Consider the following 20,732-nt stretch of genomic DNA (forward strand, 5'->3'; position numbering starts at 1 on the left):
TCACCCATGGGGCGCGGCCGTCAGAAGGCGAAGAACACCAAGATCGCCCGTGAGCTGAAGTCGTTCAGCCCGGCGGTCGATTACAGCGCGCTCGAGCGCGAGCTCAGCCACCCGGACGAGCCGGACTACTCGAAGTGGATCGACGCCGAGGACGACGGCGACGACACGGACCTCGTCGAGGAGCCGCACCAGAAGCGTGCGTGACTCCTCCCGTGAATCGGGGCCGCTCCCTCGGGGCGGCCCCGTTTCGCGTGCGGACGGGAATCCGGCGGGTGAGGGACCCGACCTGGAGCGCGGGTCGCTCGGCTGAGCACGTTCTCCCGCTTTCCGCCACTGAGTGCAGAATGTCGGTGCCCCCTGGGACACTGACCGGATGAGCACTTCCCCGCCCGCACGGCTGCCCGTGTGGCAGTCGGAGCGTCGCGGGAGCGACCTCGACGAGGCGCGCGAGTTCTACGCCGGCTCGTACAACGGCTCCGGCTTCCGGGCCGAGCGCTCGGTCGTGCCGTTCGCGTTCCGCTACACGACGACCGGGCCCGGGCCCGTGAGCCTCCACTCCGCCTCCTTCCTGGGCCGGGTGCGCGGCACGGTGGCCCCGAGCGACGTCTACGTCGCCCTCTGGCTGACCGCGGGGCGCGCCTCCCTCGACCTGGGGCGCGACGAGCACCGCCTCGTCGTCGGCCGCCCGGCCATGTTCCCGAGCGGCCGGCCCTTCGGCTTCGAGGCCCTCGAGTACCGCGACGCGCTCGTGCACTTCGAGGCCGCCCACCTCGAGGCGATCGCCGCCGAGCTGCACGGCACCGAGCCCGGCCCGCTGCGGTTCGCCCCCGTGGCGCGCGACACGACCGCCTGGTGGGCCGCGATCCGGCTCCTGCGCGACACCCTCGCCTCCCCGCACACGCCCACCGTGCTGCAGCGCGACGGCGTCGCCCGCATCGCCGCGCTCGCCGCCCTGCAGACCTTCGCCCACCGCATCGCCCCGCTGCCGGCCGTGCCGCCCTCGGTCAGCGCTCGGCGCCTCCGACGGGCCGTGGAGTTCGTGCAGGCCAACGCCGATCTGCCCCTCGGAGTGGCCGACATCGCCGACGCGGCCGGGCTCACGGTCCGCGGCGTGCAGCTGGCGTTCCAGCGCGCCTTCGGCGAGACCCCGCGGCACTACCTGCGCGACGTCCGCCTCGAGCGCGCGCACGAGGAGCTCTCGGCCGGATCGATCGGCTCGCTGGTGGTCGGCGACGTCGCCGCACGCTGGGGGTTCATCAGCGGCGGCCGCTTCGCCCAGCACTACGCGACGCGGTTCGGCGAGCTCCCGAGCGAGACCCTCCGGCGCTAGCCCCGCCGATCCCCGGCGACGGTTCCGCCGAGGGGCGTTCGGGCGTACTGTCCGAGGACCGCCCGCTGCCCCGCGGGCCGCGTCGATGGAGCCGCGAATGTTCGAACCCGGAGGATCCGCGCGGCCTGTCGCGCGGGTCGGCTACGTCACCGCCGCCCTGCTGGTCGGCGCGATCCTGGTGGGCGGCGCGGTCGGCGCCGCCGTCGCCCTGGTCCTCTACCTGCCCGGCGTCCTCGCCGCCGACGGCCCGCCCGGGCTGGTGAGCTTCGGCCTGCTCATGGGAGCGGCCTCCGGCGCGGGCATCGGAGTCGTCGGAGGCGCGGGAGCGGTCGCCGGCATGGTCGCGGTGCGCGTCGCGAGCCGCCGCGACGGCCCGTTCGTGCTCGGCACCAGCGCGGGCGCCGGCCTCGGCGTGCTGGTCGCCTGTGCGAACCTGCTCGTCAGCCGCGACGCCCCGACCTGGGCGACCGCCCTGCTCGCCACCGCGGCCGCCTGCGCGCTCTGCGCTGCGGGCTCGTGGCTGCTGACTCGGCACGAGCACTCCTGGGAGCGCGCGCACGCCGCACCGCGCTGATCCGCGGCGCCTCCGGGGATCAGCCCGCGTAGGACCCGACCAGGCGGACCGCTCCGCCGTCGACGCCCTTCGCGCCCTGCTCGAAGCCCTCGAACCCGCGCGCGGCCGTCGAGACGCGGCCCGCGACCCACGACGGGACGCCCGAGCGCTCGAGGCGTGCGATCACGCCGTCGGCCGCCTCCGCCGCGACCACGGCGAACATGCCGATGCCGAGGTTCCAGGTGCCCTCGGTGCTCTCGAGCGTCGCGCCGGACATCCCGGCGAGCGCGCGGAACACGTCGGACGGGCTCCAGCTCGCCCGCTCGACCTCGACCCAGGAGCCGCGCGGCAGCACCCGCGCGAGGTTCGCCGCGATCCCGCCGCCGGTGACGTGGCTGATGGAGTGGACGGCCGGGCCGAGCTCGGCGTCGTCGAGCAGGTCGAGGAGGGGCCGGGTGTAGAGGCGGGTCGGCTCCAGCAGCACCTCGCCGACCACGCCGCCCAGCTCCTCGGAGCGGTCGGTGAAGCCGATGCCGCGCTCGGCGAGGATGTGGCGCACGAGCGAGTAGCCGTTCGAGTGCAGTCCGGAGGAGGCCATCGCCACCACGACGTCGCCGTCGCGCACGCGGTCGGCGCCGCGCACCTGGTCGGCCTCGATCGCGCCGACCGCCGCGCCCGCCACGTCGTAGTCGTCGGGTCCGAGCAGGCCCGGGTGCTCGGCCGTCTCGCCGCCGACGAGCGCGGTGCCCGTCTCGGAGCAGGCGCGCGCGATGCCGGCGACGATGTCGGCGATGCGGGCCGGGACGACCTTGCCGCACGCGATGTAGTCGGTCATGAAGAACGGGCGGGCGCCGACCACGACGATGTCGTCGACGACCATGCCGACGAGGTCCTGCCCGATGGTGTCGTGCTTGTCGATCGCCTGGGCGAGCGCGACCTTGGTGCCGACGCCGTCGGTCGAGGTCGCGAGGAGGGGGGCGTGGAAGTCGCGGAGGAAGGAGACGTCGTACAGGCCCGCGAAGCCGCCGACCCCGCCGAGGACCCGGCTGTCGTGCGTCGCCGACACCGCCGACTTCATCAGCTCGACGGCGAGGTCCCCCGCCGCCGTGTCGACTCCTGCGCGGGCGTAGCTGCTCGTCTCATCACTCACGCGACGACCCTACCGACTGCCCTCTCCCGCCGCGGCGCGGATCCGGGTCCGCCGCACCGGCGGCTCCCGCTCCGCGCCCGCGGTCACGCGTCCCAGGCGACGTAGTGCAGCTCGGCGCGGTCGCGGCTGCGGTGGAGGTCGAGGTAGGACCGGGCGATGACCTCGGCCGCCGCGTCCGGGTGGCCGCCGTCGATGAGCGCGGTGATCGCCACGTGGGCGGCGTAGACGCCCCGGGGCTCGAGCGCGGAGTGGAGGTTGAGGACCCAGTTCCGCAGGCCCGCGGCGGCGATGTTGATGTTCGCCAGCGCCGCGTGCGGGGCGACGGAGCCGCCGCCGGTGGTGACGAGGATCGTCCCGCTGCCGGCGGCGATCATGTCCGGAACCACCTCGCCGACGGCGCGGAGCGCGCCGCCGAGGTAGAAGTCGATCTGCGGCTGCAGGTTCTCGGGCGTGACGTCCAGGACGCCGACCGGGGTGAGAGCGGAGTCGGCGGGGGAGAACTCGAGGACGTCGATCGGACCGAGGTCGGCACGGATCGCCCGCAGCGCGGCGGTCAGGGTCTCGGGCTGCGCGATGTCGGCGGCGAACCCCGTCGCCTCGATGCCCTCCTCGGCGAGGCGGGCGGCCAGGCCGTCCAGCTTCTCCTGGTTCCGCGAGACGAGGGCGACGGTGAAGCCGGCCCGGCCGAAGACGCGGGCGATCTCGAGGCCGAGGCCGGGGCCCGCGCCGATGACGGTGAGAAGGGGCATGGGGGTCCTGTCGTCGTGCGCCCCGGGGCGCGATGAGCGGGGCTGCTAAGTTGAGGTCAGCCTCAAGAATCATTGCGCCATAAGTTGAGTGGCACCTCAAGATCATCGGGAGGATCACGTGGACGAGCAGAAGGCCCTGCGCCGGGACGCGCAGCGGAACGTCGAGAAGCTGCACGCCGCCGCCCTCGAGGTCTTCGGCTCCCGCGGCCTGGCCGCCCCCCTCGAGGACATCGCCCGTCACGCCGGCGTGAGCATCGGCACCCTCTACAACCGCGTCGGCTCCCGTGAGGAGCTCATCGACGCCGTCGTCCCGGCCGTCGCCGGCGAGAAGCTGAAGGGCCTGACCGAGCGCGCTCTCGCCGAGCGGTCCTCCCGCGGACGCCTGGAGCGCTTCGTCTCCGGGATGATCGACCTCCAGCTGGAGGACCCCGCCCTCAACGACGCGATGCTGCGCCGCTTCCCCGACGCAGTCGCCCTCATCGAGGCCTGCGACCGCTCGATCGAGCTCGGCCGGGATCTCGTCGAGGCCGCCCACCGCGACGGATCCCTCTCCCCCGACTTCACCCACGACGACCTGATGGCCCTGCTCTGGATGGCGGGCACGACCAGCCGCGAGTCCGCGGCTCCGCAGGGCTGGCGCCGCGTCCTGGACCGCAGCCTCGCCGGCGCCTGGACGGCTCCGAGCAGCTGAGCGGCCGCGCGGCTCCCCGACCGACCGCCCGGCCGATCCGCCGGTCGGCCCCGCCCTGAGCACCCCCGCGACCACGGATCCGCCCACGGCGAACCATTAGGGGATGAGTCCCCCGCGTGCCAGGATGGACCGTCAAACCCCCCTGCTATCCCCTTGGGAGCCCCTCCGGCATGTGCGGAATCGTTGGGATCGTGTCCTCCGGACCGGTCAACCAGTCCATCTACGACAGCCTCTCCCTCCTGCAGCACCGCGGCCAGGACTCGACCGGCATCGCGACCGCCGACGGCAGCACTCTGCACATCAAGAAGGCCGCGGGACAGGTCCGCGAGGCGTTCCGCACCCGCGACATGCGCTCGCTGCTCGGATCCATGGGCCTCGGCCACGTGCGCTACGCGACGAAGGGCAACGCCGAGCGCGAGGAGGAGGCCCAGCCGTTCTACGTGAACGCGCCGTACGGCATCATCCTCGTCCACAACGGCAACCTCACGAACACGCGCGAGCTCACCGAGGAGCTCTTCCGCATCGACCGCCGCCACCTCAACACCACCTCCGACACGGAGCTGCTGGTCAACGTGCTGGCGAACGAGCTGCAGGCCTCGATGTCGGGCCGCGACCTCGACGCCGACGAGGTGTTCGACGCCGTCGCCCGCGTGCACGAGCGCGTCGAGGGCTCCTACGCCACCATCGCGCTGATCGCCGGCGTCGGGCTGCTGGCGTTCCGCGACCCCTTCGGGATCCGCCCGCTCATCGTCGGCCGCCGCAGCAACACCGGGGCGCCGGACGACTGGGTCGTCGCCTCCGAGTCGCTCGTGCTCGAGGCGCAGGGCTTCGAGATCGTCCGCGACGTCGCTCCCGGCGAGGCGGTCTTCATCACTCCCGACGGCCGGATGGCCAGCCGCCAGTGCGCGAAGGACCCGCGACTCATCCCGTGCTCGTTCGAGTACGTCTACCTCGCCCGCCCCGACTCCGTGATGTCGGGCATCTCGGTCTACGAGGCGCGCCTGCGCCTGGGCGACCGCCTCGCCGACACCATCGCGCAGTACACCCCGGGCGGAGCGATCGACGTCGTCATGCCGATCCCCGACTCCTCCCGCCCCGCCGCGATGCAGGTCGCGCAGAAGCTCGGGATCGAGTACCGCGAGGGCTTCTACAAGAACCGCTACGTCGGCCGGACGTTCATCATGCCCGGGCAGGCGGTCCGCAAGAAGTCGGTGCGGCAGAAGCTCAACGCGATGTCGAGCGAGTTCAAGGGCAAGAACGTCCTGATCGTCGACGACTCGATCGTCCGCGGCACCACCTCCAAGGAGATCGTCGACATGGCCCGCGCGGCCGGCGCGAACACGGTCACCTTCGCATCCGCCGCGCCTCCCGTGCGCTACCCGCACGTGTACGGGATCAATATGCCCTCGCGCCAGGAGCTCGTGGCCCACAACCGCCGCATCCCCGAGATCTCGGAGGCGATCGGCGCCGACCAGCTGATCTACCAGGAGGTCGCCGACATGAAGGCGGCGATCCTCGAGGGCTCGGACGTCACCGACCTCGAGACCAGCTGCTTCACCGGCGAGTACGTCACGGGCACCGTCACCCCGGAGTACCTCGACTGGGTGGAGCGCACGCAGCTGAGCTGAGCTCTGCACAGCGCTGGGCGCGGCGCAACGGGTGCCGCGGATCCGTGCGCCGCTCCATGATCGGAGGGTGCGCGGCCCCGCGCGCATGCACCCGAGGAGTCCCCCGTGATCTACCGAATCCTTCCGTTCCTGCTCACCTTCGTGGCCAAGAAGATCTCGAAGTCGCAGAAGGCCAAGCGCGCCGCCGCCAAGCGCCCGACGTCCAGCGCGAGCAGCAGCCGCCGCTCCTCGTCGCGCCGGGGACGCTGACGCCGCGGTCCCGTCCGCGAGCGCGAGCCGCGGGCGGGACCCTCAGCGCAGGGCGGAGTGCAGCGGCCGCAGGGCGGCCCGCCTCCGCCGGCTAGACCCGGTCGGATCCCGTCTGCGGGTCGTCCTCGTCGGACGTCGTCCGCGCGTCGGGCAGGGCCTCCTCGGCCACGGGCTCCTCGGCCGCGTCCTCGCGCTCGACGATCCGCTCGGCGGTGGTCCGGACGACCTTCCGGCCGACGACCCGGTCGAGCAGCACCACGACGAGCCCCGCGAGAGCGCCGAACAGCGTCACGAAGAGCAGCAGGCTGAAGCCGAAGACCTGCCCGCGGGAGAAGCCCTGCGTCTCGGGCAGCGCGAAGGTCAGCACGAAGGCCGCGATCGCTCCGAGCCCGACGCCGAGGGTCAGGATGCGCCAGACGCGCGGGGAGCGGCGGACGTCGACCTCTTCGCGGGTGACCTCGGGGCGGGCGGGATCGCTCATGCCTCCATTCTCCCCCGCGCGGGCGAGGGCACGGCACCGTGATCGCTCAGAGCGCGTGCACGAGCCGGCCCGCCTGCGCGCGCAGCTCGCGGACGACGGTGCGGACCGAGAGCCGCTCCGCCCGATCCGGCCGCATCAGCGCGACGATGTGCCGCACGGAGTTCACCCCGCGGAGCGGCTTCACCACCACTCCCGCGCCGCCCGCCGTGTAGCGCGGGAGCACCGCGATGCCCAGGCCCGCCGCGACGAACGCCTCCGTCACGCGGGTCGACGCGAAGCGCTGCTCCACCCGCACCGCCTCGCCGGACGCGGTCTCGATGTCCTGCATCACGCGCTCGAACGGGAACCCGTCCGGGACGCCGATCCAGGTCTCGCCGACCAGATCCGCCGCCGAGACCGTCGCCCGGTCCGCGAGGCGGTGCCCGGCCGGCAGGCCGATGTCGAGGGGCTCGATCATCAGCTCCGCCATCGCGAGGCCGCGACCGGCCCAGGCGCTTCTGCCGGTGGGCGAGTGGGCGAGCACGATGTCGAAGTCGGCGGTCAGGTCGGCGAACTCGTCGGTGCCGGGGTCCGCGTCCTCGCACTGCACGACGAGTCCCTCGACGCTGCGGAGCGCGACCAGCGCGTTCGGGAGGAGCATCTGGCCCGCAGTGGGGAAGGTCGCGATGGTGACCTCGCCGATCGGGTTGTTCTTGAACGTCTGCCAGACGGCGTCGGCCCGCTCGAGCGCGATCGCGATCTCGGTGGCGCTCCGGGCGAGCTCGCGTCCCGCCGCCGTAAGCACCACGCCGCGGCCGGAGCGCTCGATCAGCGGCACGCCGGCCTCGCGCTCGAGCACCTTGAGCTGCTGCGAGACCGCGGAGGGCGTGCGGTGCGTCGCCTCCGCCACGGCCGTGATCGAGCGGCGCATCGAGAGCTCGCGGAGCAGTTCCAGCCGTCGCACGTCCATGTAGAGAAACTACACGTCAGGGCAAGAACAGTTCGATTGTCCTACGGAACACGCGGCCGGACACTGGACGTTGTACACAGCATCCCGGCGGATCGATCAGAAGCCGCCGCAACGAAAGGCAGAACACTCATGAGCATCGCAATCCTCGTCGTCCTCAGTGGCCTCGCCGCATGGGGCACGGTGTCGACGGTGCTCGTCGCCAGCCGCGACGGCTACCGTCAGGTCCCCGCGCAGCACTGAGCCCCGCCGCTCCGCGACAGCACCTCATCGCGTTCCGACGCCGTCTCCCGACCGGGAGGCGGCGTTCTCGCGTCTCCGGGGGCTGGTGCCGCTCCTCGGGGAGCGCCTCCCCGCCGCGGCTCCCGGGGGTCGACCATCGGCTCGCCCCGCACACGACGACGGGCCCCCGACCGGAGTCGAGGGCCCGTCGTGCGCGCGGTGCGGCTACTTCGCGGCGGTGCGGCGGCGCAGGCGCGCGACCGTCATGCCCAGACCGAGCAGCAGAGCGGCGATCCCTGCGGCGAACGCGGGGGTCGCGTCCACTCCGGTCTCGGCGAGGTGGTGCGAGCCGGCGACCGGAGCAGTGGTCGGCGTCGGCGCGGGGCCCGTGGTGGGCGGCGTGGTCGGCGCGGGCGTCGGCTCCGTGGTCGGTCCGGGAGTCGGGGTGCCCGCTCCGGCACCGGCCGCGACGGCGAAGCCGACGCTGATCTCGGTGCCGGTGGTGTCGAGCGCGAACGTCGCGGTGTGCGCGCCGCCCGCCAGGCTCTCGTCGATCGGGACCGAGAACGAGGCGCGACCGGTCGAGTCGTCGGTGACGGCCCGGGTCGGATCGATCGTCGCGGTGCCGACGACGGTGCCGTCGACGCTCGCGGTCACGGTGGTGTCGGCCGCGGCTCCGGTGCTGAACAGGAGCGAGGAGAGGTCGACGGTCATGGTGTCGCCGACCGCGTACTCGCCCGAGTCCGGGACGTTGTCGGTCAGGCCGATCGTGCGCTGCACGGGGTCGGGGCTGACGGTGCCGAGGTCCTGGATGTAGCCGACGAAGGCGTCCAGGTCGATGCGGCCGGAGTCGGCCGTGCCGGTGCCCTCGGTGAAGGTGCTGAAGCCGTCGCCGCCGCTCGCGAGGAAGCTGCTGGTCACGACGGTGAAGGTCGCGGCCGGGTCGATCGGCTCGTTCTGGAAGAACACCTGCGAGATGCGCGAGCCCTCGGGCGCCGTCGCGTCGAAGACGTAGGTGAGGTCCTTCGAGGTGGAGAGGTTCAGCTGCGGGTGGCTGGAGCTGCCCACCCACTGCTCCTCGAGCAGGTCGGAGATCTGCTCGCCGGTCAGCTGCAGGGTCACCAGGGTGTTCGCGAAGGGCTGGGCGTCGGAGGCCTCGGCGTAGGTGACCACGCCGTCCGCGTCGCCGGGCTGGTCCGGAGTCGCGGTGTAGGACAGATCGTCGCGCAGGCCGCCCGCGTTCGAGAAGGCGATCTGCGTGCCGAGCTCACGGGTGGCCCACAGCTGGGCGTCCGAGACGAGGTTGCCGAGGGTCGACTCCGAGCCGCGGTTGGTCGTGGTGCCGTCCGGGCGGTAGGCGCGCGAGATGTCCTCGGTGATGGTGCCGACCTTCACGCTGCCCTCGCGGACGGCGACGGCCTGGGCGTCGGCGACGATGGTCTCGACCTCGGGGTCGGGCTCGAAGGCGCCGACGACGATCGTCTTGGCCGGGTCGTCGGAGGTCGGGTCGTCGACGACCTTCGTCAGCGGCACGACCTCGCTGGTGAGCGAGGTGAGCTGCTTGGTCGCCGGGTCGACGGTCAGGGACATGCGGCCGATGTTCTCGGCGTAGCTGCCGGTCTGCGACACGACGGTCGGGAAGGCCCGGCCCGCGTCGATGCCCGCGTCGTACTCCTGGTGGCTGTGGCCCGAGACGATCGCGTCGACGTTCGGGGCGACCGCGTTGACGATCGCGCCGAACTTGGGGTCCGCCTCCGGAGTGTTCAGCTCGGCCGCGTCGGCGTCGGCTCCCTCGTGCAGGAGCAGGACGACCACGTCGGCCTCGTCGTTGGCGGCGTCGCCGTCCTGGAGCTGCGCGGCGACCTCGTTGACGTTCTCGGCGATCGGCTCGATGGAGAGCGTCGAGATCGTGGCGGGGCTGACGAGCTTGCCGAGGTCCTCGGTGATCGCGCCGATGAAGGCGACGGAGACGCCGTCCTGCTCGGTGATCACGTACGGGGAGTAGGCGCGCTCGCCGGTCGCGGTGTCGTAGAGGTTCGCGTTCACGTAGGGGAACGCCGAGGCGTCCACGACGCGGCCGTCGACGTCGGCGCGGCCCTGGTCGAACTCGTGGTTGCCCAGGGTGCTGACGTCGAGGCCCATCGCGTTGAGCGAGTCGAGCGTGGGGATGTCGCCCTGCACCTTCGACACGAAGGTCGAGGCGCCGATGTTGTCGCCGGCCGAGACGAACAGCGTGTTCGGGTTGGCGGCGCGGTAGGAGTCGACGGCACCGGCGAGCACGGCGGCTCCGGCGACGGCGCGGTCGGCGGCGAGCCGCCCGTGGAAGTCGTTGATCGAGAGGATGTCGATGGCGACATCGCCCTCGGCCGCCGCGGCGGGCGTGGCGCCGAGGAGGGCCGCTCCGGCGACGGCGCCGACGGCGGTCGCGGAGAGGAGTCGGGTGAGGCCGCGTCGGCCCGGGGAAGTACTGCGCATCGTGAAGGGGACTCCAAGCATCGAGCGGTGGATCCGGAGAGGATTCGTGCCGCGTGAGGGGGTTATTCCCAGACAACCCGACGGCGGACCCCAGGTCAAACGATCCGACGACGGCTCGCCGCCGCGTTTACGAGAAGTTAACTCGCCGACGCTCAGTTGACGCGCAGGATGGGGAGGAACGGCGTGAGGTCCGCGCGCACTCCGGAGGCGTGGATCCGCCCGCTCGCGAGGCCCTCGCTCCACGGCAGGGAGCCGGTCGCGAGCGGCAGCCAGGTCGCCGCGTCCATCTCGATCACGTTCGGCGGAGTCCCGCGGGTGTGGCCCGGTCCCTCGACGCACTGGGCCGCGCCGAACGGCGGAACGCGCACCTCGACGCTGCGTCCGGGGACGTTCGTCTCGATGATCTGCAGGAGGAACCGCACCGCCGTCGCCGTCGTGTTCCGGTCCGCTCCTCCGGCGAGCGCCGCCCGCACCGCGGACTGCCCGCTCGCCTCGTCGATCCTGCCCTTGGCCATGCACCCATCCTGCCGCCGCCGCTCGCTCCCGAAGGCCTCCCGCGGGGCTCCGCCCGGCGTGTCGGCGTCCGCAGCGCCGCCCTGCGGAGGAGGACGTCACAGGGACCAGCCCCGGGGCGGGGCGCCCTATCCTGTCAGGGTGAAGATCCTCGTCCTCGGTTCGGGTGCCCGTGAGCACGCCATCATCACGGCTCTCCTCGCGGAGGAGGAGCACCACGAGATCATCGCGGCGCCCGGCAACGCCGGCATCGCGCGCGACGTCGAGGTCATCCACTTCGACACGAACAGCCCCCGGCTGGTCAGCGACTTCGCGGTGGAGCAGGGCATCGAGCTCGTCGTCATCGGCCCCGAGGCGCCCCTGGTCGCCGGAGTCGCCGACGCGCTCCGCAAGCGCCGCATCCCCACCTTCGGCCCCGACCGGGCCGCCGCCGCACTCGAGGGCTCGAAGACCTTCGCGAAGCGCGTGATGGACATGGCCCGCGTGCCCACCGGCCGTGCAACCCGCGTCTCCACCCTGGTCGACGCCACCCGCGCCATCGACGAGTACGGACTCCCCTCGGTCGTCAAGGCCGACGGCCTCGCCGCGGGCAAGGGCGTCCTGGTGACGGAGTCGCGCAGCGCGGCTATCGCGCACGCCGAGTTCTGGCTGCAGTCCGGCGACGTCCTCATCGAGGAGTTCCTCGCCGGCCAGGAGGTCTCCCTCTTCCTCCTCTCCGACGGCCACGACGTCGTCCCCCTCTCCCCCGCGCAGGACTTCAAGCGCCTGAGCGACGGCGACGAGGGGCCGAACACCGGCGGCATGGGCGCCTACTCCCCGCTCCCCTGGCTCGCCGACCTCTGGGAGAGCGAGCGCGCCTTCGTCGACGAGGTGATCGACACGGTCGCCATCCCGACCATCCGCCAGCTCGAGCGCGAGCGCACCCCCTTCGTCGGACTCCTCTACTGCGGCCTCATCGTGACCGACGCGGGCCTGCGCGTGATCGAGTTCAACGCCCGCTTCGGAGACCCCGAGACTCAGGTCGTCCTCCCGCGCCTCGCCTCCCCGCTGTCCGCGCTGCTGCACGCGGCGGCCACCGGCGCGCTCGCCTCCGTCCCGTGGCCCGCGTTCACGGACGAGGTCGCCGTCACCGTCGTCCTCGCGAGCGAGGGCTACCCCGAGAACGCCGTCACCGGACGGACCATCACCGGACTCGACGCGGCGGCGGACGTCCCCGGCGTCACCATCGCCCACGCGGCGACCCAGCTGGTCGACGGGAGCTTCGTCGCCACCGGCGGCCGCGTGCTCAACGTCGTCGCACGCGGCGCCGACTTCGCCGAGGCGCGGGAGCGGGCGTACCGCGCGCTCGACCTGATCCACCTCGACGGCGGGCTGTATCGGAGCGACATCGCGGCGAAGGTCGCGCAGTAGCGCGACCTCAGCGTGATGTCGGCCACGCCGCTCCCCGCGCGGCGTGGCGCAGTCGGCTGGGAGAATGGCCGGGTTTCGGTGAGCGATCGGCGCATCCGAAACGCTCGGCACGCGTCTCGGTCGACGCCTCGAGGGTGGCCGGGGGTCGGTTGGATCCGCACTCGGACTCGGACCTCCGCGACACGGGCTCGCGGCGGAGGTCGGTCGCCTCGCGGGGGGCGGGTCAGGCCAGGGTGCGGAGGGCCTCGGCGAGGTGGGGGTGCGCGAAGGTGAAGCCGTCGTCCTCGAGGCGGGCGGGCACGACCCAGCGGGACTTGAGCAGGAGCTCGGACTCGGTGCGGAGCAGGAGCGTCGCGGGCTCGAGGACGAAGCGCGGGGCCGGCACGCCGATCCGGCGGCCCACGGCGGCGCGGAGCAGCCGGGAGAGCTCGGTGTTGTCGCTCGGATTCGGCGACGCGAGGTTCACCGGCCCGTCGAGGGTCGACTCCTCGAGGAAGCGGATCGACCGGTGGACGTCCTCCACGTGGATCCAGCTGAAGTGCTGACGGCCGCGGGTACGCCGGTGCTCGTGGTGCACGCCGGCCTCGCGGCGCGCGCGCGTCGAGGGCCACGGCCCGTCGAACTGCGGACCGCCGAGCCCGAGCCGCGCCAGCCGCAGCAGGATCGCCGTCGCCGGACCGTCTCCGAGCACGATGGACATCCGCAGCGCCACGCGCCGCACGCCGGGCGTCTCCCCGGCGAAGAACTCCGACTCCCACGCCCGCGCCACGTCGACCGAGAAGCCCTCGCCGAGCACGCCCTCGTCCTCGGTGTTCGCCCGCTCCTCCTCGTGCCGGTAGATCGTGGCCGTGCTCGCGTTCATCCAGACCGGAGGAGGAGTCGCGGCCGCCGCTACCGCGCGGTGCAGCTCCGCGGTGGTCGCCACGCGCGAGCGGAGGATCTCGGCGCGGTTCGCCGCGGTGTACCGGCAGTCGACGCTCTTGCCGGCCAGGTTCACCAGGAGGCGCGCACCGTCGAGCACGCGGGTGATGCCGACGGTGTCGCCCCAGCGCGCGTCCGGCCCGGAGCGGCCGATCCTCCGCACCGTCCAGCCGTCGGCCGTGAAGCGACGGGTGAGGTCCGTCCCGAGGAATCCGCTCGCACCGGCGAGGACGACGACGGGGTCAGCGGTGCTGCTCATCGCCCCATCGTGCCGCACGGCGCCGGAGTCACGGGGAGGACTCGTCGCAGGCGCGCTGCCGGGACGCGGAGTGGGTGGAGGCGGGCCTCGGTCAGCCGCCGAGCGACCCCGCACCGCGGAGGAGACGCGCCGCGGCGAGCGCCCCGGCCAGCCGCTCGGCGAACCCCGGCGGCACCTCGGCGGGCAGCGCGTCGACCGGCCACCAGGACACGTCGTCGCTCTCGTCGCTGACGCTCACCGGAGCGTCAGGATCGGCGATCGCACCGTAGCCCACGTCCCAGTGGCGGGAGCAGCGGCCGAAGCCGTCGCCGAGCGCGTGCCGGTCGAGGTCGAGGGGCAGGACGCCGAGCGGCTGCAGCCGTGCCGCTCCGCTCTCCTCCCGCGCCTCGCGGAGGGCCGCGTCGGCCGTGGAGTCGTCGCCGGGCTCGACATGACCGCCGAGCTGCACCCAGAACCGGCCCTTGCGGTGGAAGCAGAGCAGCACCTGCGCCAGATTCGGCGAGAGCACGAAGCAGCTCGCCGTGACGTGCTCGGGGCCGCCGTCGCGCTCGAGCGCCGACTCGCCGCGCTGCTCGAGGAACGCCAGGTACTCGTCCCGCAGGTCCGCGAGCGCGCCCGCGTCCCACTCCCGCAGCTCGCCCGCCAGCCGCGTCCCTCGCTCCCCCGTCACGCGAAGGACCCTACCTCCCCTCCGTGAGCTGCCCCTCCGGTGCGCGACACGGCGTGCGTGGCGTACCGGAGCGGCAGCTTCCGGGGAGGGAGGAGGGACGGGAGCGTCAGACGGAGAGGCCGGAGAGGCCCTCGCGGTCGACGCGGCGGTGGAAGCGCATGCCGGCGAGACCGCCGAGCACGGCGCCGACCAGCGCGACGACCAGGGCGGCGAGCGCCGTCACGACCGCCGCGGCCGTGGCGTCGCCGGCGTCCAGGGGGATCGTCGGGAAGCCGCTCACCGCGGAGAGCGCCTGGCTGCCGCCGGTGATCGCCGAGACGATGCCCACGACGATCGCGACGACGACCGCCCAGGCCCACACTCCGACGCCCTGCTTCGCTCCGCTGAAGCGGGCCATGCGGCCTGCCACGTAGCCGCCGCAGTAGTAGGCGACGAGGAGGATGACCAGCAGGGCGATCGCGCCCGCCCAGCCGAACGCGGCGGGGTCGGCCGCGAGGTCGCCGGTGACGTCCTGGGTGCCGATGACGGCGGCCCCGATCGCGGTGACGAGGGCGGTCAGGAGGACGGCGAGTCCGGTGGCGGCGAGCCAGCCGAAGAAGGCGCAGCCGATCTTGAAGCCGCCGAAGCGGTCGCGCTCGCGCTGGTGGATGTCCTTGCGCGCGGCCGCACGGGCCTGCTTCGCCTCGGCGGAGTCGGGGTCGACGGGCGCGCGGTGCTCGGGAGCCGAATGCGCGGAGTCGGAGCGGTCCGTCGAAGCGGAGCGGTCCGTCGAAGCGGAGCGGTCCGAGGAGGCGGAACGGTCCGGAGTCGCGGAGCGGTCCGTCGCCGCAGCCGCTCCCGTATCCCCCGCGGAGTCGATGCGCGCCGTGCCGCCCGCCGCCGAGCCCTCTGCCCGTCGCGGCAGTCCGCCGTCAGCCGGATCCCTGTCTGTCGTGCTCATGTCGAACCTCCTGGCCGAGCGCCCCGAAGAAGGGCGACACGCTCAGTCAAGACCCAGGGAGCCCTCGGTGTCGCGGGCTTGACGACACGACGGAGCGGTCCGGGCGTCAACCCCCTGCGCCCCCTCCCTCCCACCCGCTTGCATGGAGGGACCGACCGACGACACGAGAGGGAGAGTCATGACTCCGGAATCCCCCGAGCAGACACCGCCCGGCACCGAGGCCGAGCTGACGCCGAAGGCCGACCACGGCGAGACCACCTACCGCGGCACCGGCCGCCTCAGCGGCAAGGTCGCCCTCATCACGGGCGGCGACAGCGGCATCGGCAAGGCCGTCGCGATCGCGTTCGCGCGCGAGGGCGCCGACGTCGCGATCTCGTACCTCGACGAGCACGACGACGCCGAGGACACCGCCAAGTGGGTCCGGGAGGCCGGCCGCGAGGCGCTGCTCCTCCCCGGCGACCTGCAGGACCCGGCGCACTGCCGCGCCGTCGTCACCGAGACCGTCGAGCGCTTCGGCCACCTCGAGGTGCTCGTCAGCAACGCCGCCTTCCAGATGAGCCGCGAGAGCGTCACCGACATCCCGGACGAGGAGTGGGACCGCACGATCGCGACGAACATCAGCGCCTACTTCCACCTCGTGAAGTCGGCGCTGCCCCACCTGAAGGAGGGCGCATCGATCATCGCGACGAGCTCGGTGCAGTCCGACCAGCCGTCGTACCAGCTGCTCCCCTACGCCGCCACGAAGTCGGCGATCCTCAGCCTCACCGCCTCGTTCGCGCAGGCGCTCGGCGAGAAGGGCATCCGCGCCAATTCCGTCGCGCCCGGCCCGATCTGGACGCCGCTCATCCCCTCGACCATGCCGGAGGAGGCCGTCGCCGAGTTCGGCGAGCAGGTCCCGCTGGGCCGCCCCGGGCAGCCGGCCGAGGTGGCCCCCGCCTACGTCCTCCTCGCCTCCGACGAGGCGAGCTACATCAGCGGGTCGACGATCGCCGTCACCGGCGGGAAGCCGATCCTCTGATCACGCTCCAGGGCACCGCTCACCCGCAGGATTCCGCGATAGGTTCCTGCGGGTGAGTGTGCACATCCGCAGCATCGAGACGGCGGTGCCGACCACGGTCCTGCGCCAGTCCGAGGTGCGCGACCTCTTCGCGTCCCAGCCCGCGATGACCCGGCTCGGGTCCCGCCTGATCGGCGCGGCCTTCGACGCGTCCGGGATCGACACCCGCAGCACGGTGGTCGACGAGCTCGACCGGGTCGAGCGGGAGGGTGCGAGCGTCTTCTACGACGCGGGGAGCGGCCTGGTGCTCGACCCGGGGACGGCCGCGCGCAACGCCGTCTACACCGAGCGCGCTCCCGAGCTCTTCACGGAGGCGGCCCGCCGCGCCCTCGCGTCCGCGTCGATGACCCCCGAGGACGTCACCCACGTGGTGACGGTCTCCTGCACCGGCTTCTACGCCCCGGGGCCCGACTACCAGCTGGTCCGCCGCCTCGGCCTCGCGCCCTCGACGCAGCGCTTCCACCTCGGCTTCATGGGCTGCTACGGCGCCTTCCCCGGCCTGCGCGCCGCCCGCCAGTTCTGCGAGGCCGACCCGGAGGCGGTCGTCCTCGTCGTCGCGGTCGAGCTGTGCACCATCCACCTCACGAGCTCCAACGACCCGGAGCAGATCGTCGCGACCTCCGTCTTCGCCGACGGCGGTGCGGCGGCCGTCGTCACCGCCCGCGAGGCCGCGCCCGGCACCCCGGTGCTCGAGCTCGACGCGCTCGCCACGACGCTCACCGACGAGGGCGAGACCGAGATGGCGTGGACGATCGGCGACCACGGCTTCTCGATGCGGCTGAGCACCTACGTGCCCTCGATCATCGGAGCGAACATCGAGGCGGCCGTCGCCCCGCTGCTGGCCGGCGCCGAGGTCGAGCGGAGCGACGTGCAGCGCTGGGCGATCCATCCCGGCGGCCGCAGCATCCTCGACAAGGTGCAGGCCTCGCTCGCCCTCAGCGACGAGCAGCTGGCCCCGTCGCGCGAGGTGCTGCGGACCAACGGCAACATGTCGAGCGCGACCGTCCTCTTCATCCTGCGGCGCCTGCTGCACGGCGAGGCGGCCGACGGCGAGCGGATCGGCGCGATGGCGTTCGGCCCCGGCCTCACCGTCGAGCTCGCGCTGCTCACCAAGCGGGGCGGGGAGTGACTCCGCGAGCCCCTCTCGCGCCGGACCTGCGCCACCGCGAGGTCTCCGAGCAGGAGCTGATGGACGACCCGGACTGCGACCGCACCCTGCTCGACGCCACCTACGCCCGCTTCGGCACCGTGAACCGGCTGGTCTCGGGGTGGCGTGGCCTCTACCGCTCGCGCCTGCGTCCGCTGCTGCGGCCCGACGAGCCGTTCCGCCTCCTCGACATCGGCTCCGGAGGCGGCGACGTCGCCCGCTCCCTCGCCGGCTGGGCCCGCGAGGACGGCCTCCGCCTGGCGATCACCGCCGTCGATCCGGACGAGCGCGCCTCCGCGTTCGCCACGTCGACGCCCGCGCCGCCCGGAGTCGAGTTCCGCCGCGCGAGCAGCGCCGACCTGGTCGCCGAGGGCGAGCACTTCGACCTGGTGACCTCCAACCACGTGCTGCACCACCTGTCGCCGGAGTCGCTCGCCGACCTGCTCGCCGACAGCGAGCGCCTGGCCCCGCGCGCACTGCACAACGACATCGAGCGCTCGCGGCTGGCCTACACGGCCTACCTGCTGGCGACGCGACCGATCGCGGCCGGCTCGTTCCTCCACTACGACGGGTCGCTGTCTGTGCGACGCAGCTTCACCGCCGGCGAGCTGCGGGCGGTGGCGCCCGAGGGGTGGCGGGTCGAGCGCGCGGCGCCCTACCGGCTGCTGCTCGCGCGGGGCGAGGTGTGAGGACGCGGCGGAGGGTGAGCGCTTCCGGTCCGCTCTGGCTGCGCGCCGCCGCTGTCAGCTACTCCGCCAACTGCGCCCTCGGCAGCGCCGTCGCCACCGGCGCTCTCCGCACGGGCCGCTGGCACTGGATCCATCACGCGCTCTACATCTGCACGTCGACGCTCACCGCTCTGGCCTGGGCGACGCTGCGACGGTCGGACCCCCGCGCCGCGTCCGCGCTGGCTCCCGCCGCCGTCCCGCTGGCGGTGATCCCCTTCGCGGGGACGCACGGACGTCGGCACCCGGCGATCGCGCTGGCGGCGGCTCCGTTCGTGCTCGCCGCTCTCGGGCGGACGCGGCGGCCGGCGCGGCGCCGAGGAGTGCTCCAGCGTCTCAGGGCCGGGTCAGCCCTGCGCTGACGCGCCCCGGCTTCTAGCGCGGGGGCTCGACGTCGCGGTCGGGGTCGGAGCGGTACGAGCGCAGCGCCTGCCAGCCGGCGATCGCGAGGATCAGCGCGCCGCAGAGCATCGTCAGCAGGTTCGGCACCGAGAAGCCGCTGCCCACGACCGAGTTGATGCCCGCGCCGAGCACGAACACACCTCCGAGAAGGTAGAAGATGACCCTCGTCTTCACCGTTCCACCGCTTCCCTCGAGCCTGCACAGGACCCTCGATGCTACCGCGCGCGCCCCGGGCCGCCGCCGCTCCCCCCTCTGCGCGATCGATCGGGGCAGGATCGAGGCATGGAGTTCCTCGATGTCGTCCGGCGCCGGAAGACCACCAACGGCGCGTTCCTGCCCGACCCCGTCTCCGAGGAGCACCAGCGGCTCCTGATGGAGGTGGCCGGCCGGGCGCCCTCGCAGCTCAACAGCCAGCCGTGGCGGTTCGTGCTCGTCGAGGAGCGCGAGACGATCGACCGGATCGCCGCGATCAGCGGCGAGAGCATGACCACCGCGATGTCGAACGGCACGTTCTTCGAGCGCTACAAGCCCTACTTCCGCTTCAGCAGCGAGGAGATGGAGCGGCGGCGCGACGGGATGCTGTTCGACAAGCTGCCGGCTCCGCTCCGCCCCTTCACGAAGCAGGTCTTCACGAAGCGCGGGCAGTTCCTGATGAACTCCCTCCGCGTCCCGCAGACGCTCGGCGAGGAGAACCGCCGGCTCGTCGCGGGATCGCCGCTGCTGCTCGGGGTGATGCTCGACCGCTCCGAGTACCGGCCGGGCGAGCTCTCCTCCTTCTACTCGGTGTTCAGCATGGGCGCCGCGATGGAGAACGTCTGGCTGAGCACGGTCGAGCTGGGGATGGGGATCCAGTTCGTGTCGTTCCCGATGGAGGTGCCGGGAGCGTGGGCGCGGATCGAGTCGCTGCTCGCCGTGCCCGACGAGCTGGAGCTGATGGCGGTGTACCGGCTCGGCTACCTGCCTCCGGAGCAGCGGCGGCCGGCGATCGACTGGTCCTCCCACCAGCGGAAGCTGCCGTCGCAGTACGTCTTCCGCGGCACCTGCGCGACTCCGCAGGAGGGGTGGGACGCGCCGGCCGGGCCGTGACGGGATCCGGAGCGGCGCGGCCGGCAGCCGGAGGTGCCCGCGCTCGCTCCCGGGCCGGCCCCGGCCGACGGGAGATCCGCGACGGAGCATCGACTCTCGCTACATGCGTCGGCTAACGTGGCGCCCAGCACGCCCGGCAGTGCTACGTCCCGTCCGCGGGACTGTCAATGGGGGTCCGGCGTGTCTCCCGCCCGATTCCCCGCACCGGGGTCCGAGCGGATACCGTCCCCCGAGGAGCCGTCCGCCAGGGCCGGCCCGATGAACGAAGGGGGCCCGTGGCCACGCTCATCTACGGACCGCAGAACCTCGAGATCGAATTCGAGGAGCGCGTCCTCGCGCACCTGAAGGTCGCCGTCCTCTCGAAGCTGCGCCGCAACGAAGCCTTCTCGCTCTCGTGGATGGAGGACGCCTCCACCGGACACGGCCGGAGCTCCGTCTGGCTGCACCCGTCGGTGCCGCTGCACTTCCGCTTCACCGAGGCGCACCAGCCCAAGCTCAACCGCGCGTGGATCGAGCAGATGCTCAGCGTCGCCAGCATGCACGGCGAGCTCTCGGTCCTGCCGGAGCCCGAGGAGCAGCGCCAGGGCTCCTGAGCTCCGCCGCTCCTGGGCCCCGCTGCCCCCTGATCGCACGGCCGTCAACCCCGTCCCCTCTGCGGGGGACGCGAAGTACCGTCGAGAAGACGTCCCCGGAACCATCGGTGGACGTCGACGGACGGAGACGACCATGACGGACACCGCGCGAGCGACCGGCCTGCCCACCCTCACCCCGGTGCGGACGCTCCGCAAGGAGCAGCCGATCGAGCCGCGCCGCGTGCCGGACTCCGTCTCCGTCGGCTCCCAGCCGGTCATCGGCTGCCGGATCGACGTGAGCGGCCGCTCCTTCGTCGTCGAGCTCGACATGGCCGGCATCTTCCTGCGCCAGGTGCGCCGGAGCCTGCGCGAGGGCGAGGGCGGCCTCGTGCTGCTGCGCCACGTCGACGGGATCGAGATGATCCCGTTCTCGCGCGCGACGCCGTTCGACGTCTCGGACATCGTCTGCCCCGAGGGCGTCGAGCCCGCGGACGCCCGCTCGGCCCTGGGGCTCCGCGACCGCTGATCCGCGACGGGCGGGGTGCTCCGCCCCGCG

General features: G+C 73.1%; 24 protein-coding genes. 14 read left to right on the forward strand and 10 right to left on the reverse strand.

The genetic code is table 11. The features are described from left to right. The first annotated feature begins 6 nt into the window (after nucleotides 1-6). From C5D50_RS02760 to C5D50_RS02770, 3 genes are all read left to right on the forward strand, one after another. Entirely contained in the window at nucleotides 7-204 is a 198-nt protein-coding gene (locus C5D50_RS02760) for a DUF3073 domain-containing protein (RefSeq protein ID WP_097167615.1), read from the forward strand. Nucleotides 205-373: 169 nt separating this feature from the next. Continuing rightward, a complete protein-coding gene (locus C5D50_RS02765; protein ID WP_104282652.1) occupies nucleotides 374-1,330 on the forward strand; it encodes an AraC family transcriptional regulator in 957 nt (318 codons plus the stop codon). A gap of 97 nt (nucleotides 1,331-1,427) precedes the next feature. Continuing rightward, entirely contained in the window at nucleotides 1,428-1,904 is a 477-nt protein-coding gene (locus tag C5D50_RS02770; RefSeq protein WP_104256048.1) for a hypothetical protein, read from the forward strand. Nucleotides 1,905-1,923: 19 nt separating this feature from the next. Here the strand turns inward: C5D50_RS02770 and purM are convergent, their stop codons facing one another. Both purM and C5D50_RS02780 read right to left on the reverse strand, forming a co-directional pair. Next, nucleotides 1,924-3,033: a phosphoribosylformylglycinamidine cyclo-ligase gene (gene purM / locus C5D50_RS02775; RefSeq protein WP_104282653.1), complete on the reverse strand. Its 1,110-nt coding sequence runs from the start codon at nucleotides 3,031-3,033 to the stop codon at nucleotides 1,924-1,926. Between the two features lie 83 nt (nucleotides 3,034-3,116). Further along, the gene (locus C5D50_RS02780; RefSeq protein WP_104282654.1) at nucleotides 3,117-3,782 is read right to left on the reverse strand and encodes an SDR family NAD(P)-dependent oxidoreductase; all 666 of its coding nucleotides are present in this window, start codon (nucleotides 3,780-3,782) and stop codon (nucleotides 3,117-3,119) included. Between the two features lie 118 nt (nucleotides 3,783-3,900). Between C5D50_RS02780 and C5D50_RS02785 the strand changes: the two genes are divergently transcribed. From C5D50_RS02785 to C5D50_RS16465, 3 genes are all read left to right on the forward strand, one after another. Next, nucleotides 3,901-4,473 carry a TetR/AcrR family transcriptional regulator gene (locus tag C5D50_RS02785; protein WP_104282655.1) on the forward strand — a complete coding sequence of 191 codons (573 nt, stop codon included), beginning with the start codon at nucleotides 3,901-3,903 and terminating at the stop codon, nucleotides 4,471-4,473. A 170-nt stretch (nucleotides 4,474-4,643) separates the two neighbouring features. Next, nucleotides 4,644-6,101 (forward strand): amidophosphoribosyltransferase, encoded by a 1,458-nt coding sequence (gene purF, locus C5D50_RS02790; RefSeq protein ID WP_104223766.1) that lies wholly within the window; start codon nucleotides 4,644-4,646, stop codon nucleotides 6,099-6,101. A gap of 105 nt (nucleotides 6,102-6,206) precedes the next feature. After that, a complete protein-coding gene (locus C5D50_RS16465) occupies nucleotides 6,207-6,350 on the forward strand; it encodes a hypothetical protein (RefSeq protein ID WP_181028791.1) in 144 nt (47 codons plus the stop codon). A 91-nt stretch (nucleotides 6,351-6,441) separates the two neighbouring features. Here the strand turns inward: C5D50_RS16465 and C5D50_RS02795 are convergent, their stop codons facing one another. The 4 genes from C5D50_RS02795 to C5D50_RS02810 form a co-directional block, all read right to left on the reverse strand. After that, a complete protein-coding gene (locus C5D50_RS02795) occupies nucleotides 6,442-6,831 on the reverse strand; it encodes a hypothetical protein (protein ID WP_104250788.1) in 390 nt (129 codons plus the stop codon). A gap of 46 nt (nucleotides 6,832-6,877) precedes the next feature. Continuing rightward, on the reverse strand, nucleotides 6,878-7,780 hold the full coding sequence (locus C5D50_RS02800; protein ID WP_104223768.1) for a LysR family transcriptional regulator: 903 nt from the start codon (nucleotides 7,778-7,780) through the stop codon (nucleotides 6,878-6,880). A gap of 444 nt (nucleotides 7,781-8,224) precedes the next feature. After that, nucleotides 8,225-10,474, reverse strand: coding sequence for a bifunctional UDP-sugar hydrolase/5'-nucleotidase (locus tag C5D50_RS02805; protein WP_104282656.1), 2,250 nt, complete (start codon nucleotides 10,472-10,474; stop codon nucleotides 8,225-8,227). A gap of 152 nt (nucleotides 10,475-10,626) precedes the next feature. Further along, entirely contained in the window at nucleotides 10,627-10,989 is a 363-nt protein-coding gene (locus C5D50_RS02810) for a sterol carrier family protein (RefSeq protein ID WP_104282657.1), read from the reverse strand. 139 nt (nucleotides 10,990-11,128) lie between these two features. Here C5D50_RS02810 and purD point away from each other — a divergent pair, with 139 nt between their 5' ends. Then, complete coding sequence (gene purD / locus C5D50_RS02815) at nucleotides 11,129-12,397, forward strand: phosphoribosylamine--glycine ligase (RefSeq protein WP_104250785.1); 1,269 nt, start codon at nucleotides 11,129-11,131, stop codon at nucleotides 12,395-12,397. Nucleotides 12,398-12,620: 223 nt separating this feature from the next. Here purD and C5D50_RS02820 read toward each other — a convergent pair whose 3' ends face one another. The 3 genes from C5D50_RS02820 to C5D50_RS02830 form a co-directional block, all read right to left on the reverse strand. Continuing rightward, nucleotides 12,621-13,577 carry an epimerase gene (locus C5D50_RS02820; protein WP_104288925.1) on the reverse strand — a complete coding sequence of 319 codons (957 nt, stop codon included), beginning with the start codon at nucleotides 13,575-13,577 and terminating at the stop codon, nucleotides 12,621-12,623. Nucleotides 13,578-13,668: 91 nt separating this feature from the next. After that, complete coding sequence (locus C5D50_RS02825) at nucleotides 13,669-14,247, reverse strand: NUDIX hydrolase (protein WP_258069537.1); 579 nt, start codon at nucleotides 14,245-14,247, stop codon at nucleotides 13,669-13,671. Nucleotides 14,248-14,353: 106 nt separating this feature from the next. Beyond that, on the reverse strand, nucleotides 14,354-15,187 hold the full coding sequence (locus tag C5D50_RS02830) for a hypothetical protein (RefSeq protein ID WP_244229549.1): 834 nt from the start codon (nucleotides 15,185-15,187) through the stop codon (nucleotides 14,354-14,356). Between the two features lie 178 nt (nucleotides 15,188-15,365). Between C5D50_RS02830 and C5D50_RS02835 the strand changes: the two genes are divergently transcribed. From C5D50_RS02835 to C5D50_RS02850, 4 genes are read left to right on the forward strand one after another with little or no spacing between them, the layout of a single operon-like run. Then, the gene (locus tag C5D50_RS02835) at nucleotides 15,366-16,205 is read left to right on the forward strand and encodes an SDR family oxidoreductase (protein ID WP_104233826.1); all 840 of its coding nucleotides are present in this window, start codon (nucleotides 15,366-15,368) and stop codon (nucleotides 16,203-16,205) included. 52 nt (nucleotides 16,206-16,257) lie between these two features. Then, on the forward strand, nucleotides 16,258-17,373 hold the full coding sequence (locus C5D50_RS02840) for a type III polyketide synthase (RefSeq protein ID WP_104250783.1): 1,116 nt from the start codon (nucleotides 16,258-16,260) through the stop codon (nucleotides 17,371-17,373). After that, nucleotides 17,370-18,080 (forward strand): class I SAM-dependent methyltransferase, encoded by a 711-nt coding sequence (locus tag C5D50_RS02845; RefSeq protein ID WP_258069538.1) that lies wholly within the window; start codon nucleotides 17,370-17,372, stop codon nucleotides 18,078-18,080. The genes C5D50_RS02840 and C5D50_RS02845 overlap by 4 nt, the downstream gene beginning before the upstream one ends. A gap of 14 nt (nucleotides 18,081-18,094) precedes the next feature. Next, complete coding sequence (locus tag C5D50_RS02850; protein WP_104282661.1) at nucleotides 18,095-18,478, forward strand: hypothetical protein; 384 nt, start codon at nucleotides 18,095-18,097, stop codon at nucleotides 18,476-18,478. A 13-nt stretch (nucleotides 18,479-18,491) separates the two neighbouring features. Here C5D50_RS02850 and C5D50_RS02855 read toward each other — a convergent pair whose 3' ends face one another. Further along, nucleotides 18,492-18,692, reverse strand: a complete 201-nt coding sequence (locus C5D50_RS02855) for a hypothetical protein (protein WP_104223776.1) — start codon at nucleotides 18,690-18,692, stop codon at nucleotides 18,492-18,494. A 108-nt stretch (nucleotides 18,693-18,800) separates the two neighbouring features. Between C5D50_RS02855 and C5D50_RS02860 the strand changes: the two genes are divergently transcribed. The 3 genes from C5D50_RS02860 to C5D50_RS02870 all read left to right on the forward strand — a co-directional run bounded on the left by C5D50_RS02860 (nucleotide 18,801) and on the right by C5D50_RS02870 (nucleotide 20,702). Further along, nucleotides 18,801-19,604 carry a nitroreductase family protein gene (locus tag C5D50_RS02860; RefSeq protein WP_104233823.1) on the forward strand — a complete coding sequence of 268 codons (804 nt, stop codon included), beginning with the start codon at nucleotides 18,801-18,803 and terminating at the stop codon, nucleotides 19,602-19,604. A 275-nt stretch (nucleotides 19,605-19,879) separates the two neighbouring features. Continuing rightward, nucleotides 19,880-20,197, forward strand: coding sequence for a hypothetical protein (locus C5D50_RS02865; protein ID WP_244229547.1), 318 nt, complete (start codon nucleotides 19,880-19,882; stop codon nucleotides 20,195-20,197). Between the two features lie 133 nt (nucleotides 20,198-20,330). Next, nucleotides 20,331-20,702: a hypothetical protein gene (locus C5D50_RS02870; RefSeq protein WP_104223778.1), complete on the forward strand. Its 372-nt coding sequence runs from the start codon at nucleotides 20,331-20,333 to the stop codon at nucleotides 20,700-20,702. Nucleotides 20,703-20,732: the final 30 nt, after the last annotated feature.

The sequence above is a fragment of the Rathayibacter sp. RFBD1 genome (assembly GCF_002932915.1).
Lineage (GTDB): Bacteria > Actinomycetota > Actinomycetes > Actinomycetales > Microbacteriaceae > Rathayibacter.

Bases quoted from the DNA above. Each gene is read 5' to 3' on its own strand.
- C5D50_RS02760 (WP_097167615.1), top strand. From the start codon at position 7: ATGGGGCGCGGCCGTCAGAAGGCGAAGAACACCAAGATCGCCCGTGAG.
- C5D50_RS02765 (WP_104282652.1), top strand. From the start codon at position 374: ATGAGCACTTCCCCGCCCGCACGGCTGCCCGTGTGGCAGTCGGAGCGT.
- C5D50_RS02770 (WP_104256048.1), top strand. From the start codon at position 1,428: ATGTTCGAACCCGGAGGATCCGCGCGGCCTGTCGCGCGGGTCGGCTAC.
- C5D50_RS02780 (WP_104282654.1), bottom strand. From the start codon at position 3,782: ATGCCCCTTCTCACCGTCATCGGCGCGGGCCCCGGCCTCGGCCTCGAG.
- purF (WP_104223766.1), top strand. From the start codon at position 4,644: ATGTGCGGAATCGTTGGGATCGTGTCCTCCGGACCGGTCAACCAGTCC.
- C5D50_RS02795 (WP_104250788.1), bottom strand. From the start codon at position 6,831: ATGAGCGATCCCGCCCGCCCCGAGGTCACCCGCGAAGAGGTCGACGTC.
- C5D50_RS02800 (WP_104223768.1), bottom strand. From the start codon at position 7,780: ATGGACGTGCGACGGCTGGAACTGCTCCGCGAGCTCTCGATGCGCCGC.
- C5D50_RS02805 (WP_104282656.1), bottom strand. From the start codon at position 10,474: ATGCGCAGTACTTCCCCGGGCCGACGCGGCCTCACCCGACTCCTCTCC.
- C5D50_RS02810 (WP_104282657.1), bottom strand. From the start codon at position 10,989: ATGGCCAAGGGCAGGATCGACGAGGCGAGCGGGCAGTCCGCGGTGCGG.
- C5D50_RS02820 (WP_104288925.1), bottom strand. From the start codon at position 13,577: ATGAGCAGCACCGCTGACCCCGTCGTCGTCCTCGCCGGTGCGAGCGGA.
- C5D50_RS02830 (WP_244229549.1), bottom strand. From the start codon at position 15,187: ATGAGCACGACAGACAGGGATCCGGCTGACGGCGGACTGCCGCGACGG.
- C5D50_RS02835 (WP_104233826.1), top strand. From the start codon at position 15,366: ATGACTCCGGAATCCCCCGAGCAGACACCGCCCGGCACCGAGGCCGAG.
- C5D50_RS02860 (WP_104233823.1), top strand. From the start codon at position 18,801: ATGGAGTTCCTCGATGTCGTCCGGCGCCGGAAGACCACCAACGGCGCG.
- C5D50_RS02870 (WP_104223778.1), top strand. From the start codon at position 20,331: ATGACGGACACCGCGCGAGCGACCGGCCTGCCCACCCTCACCCCGGTG.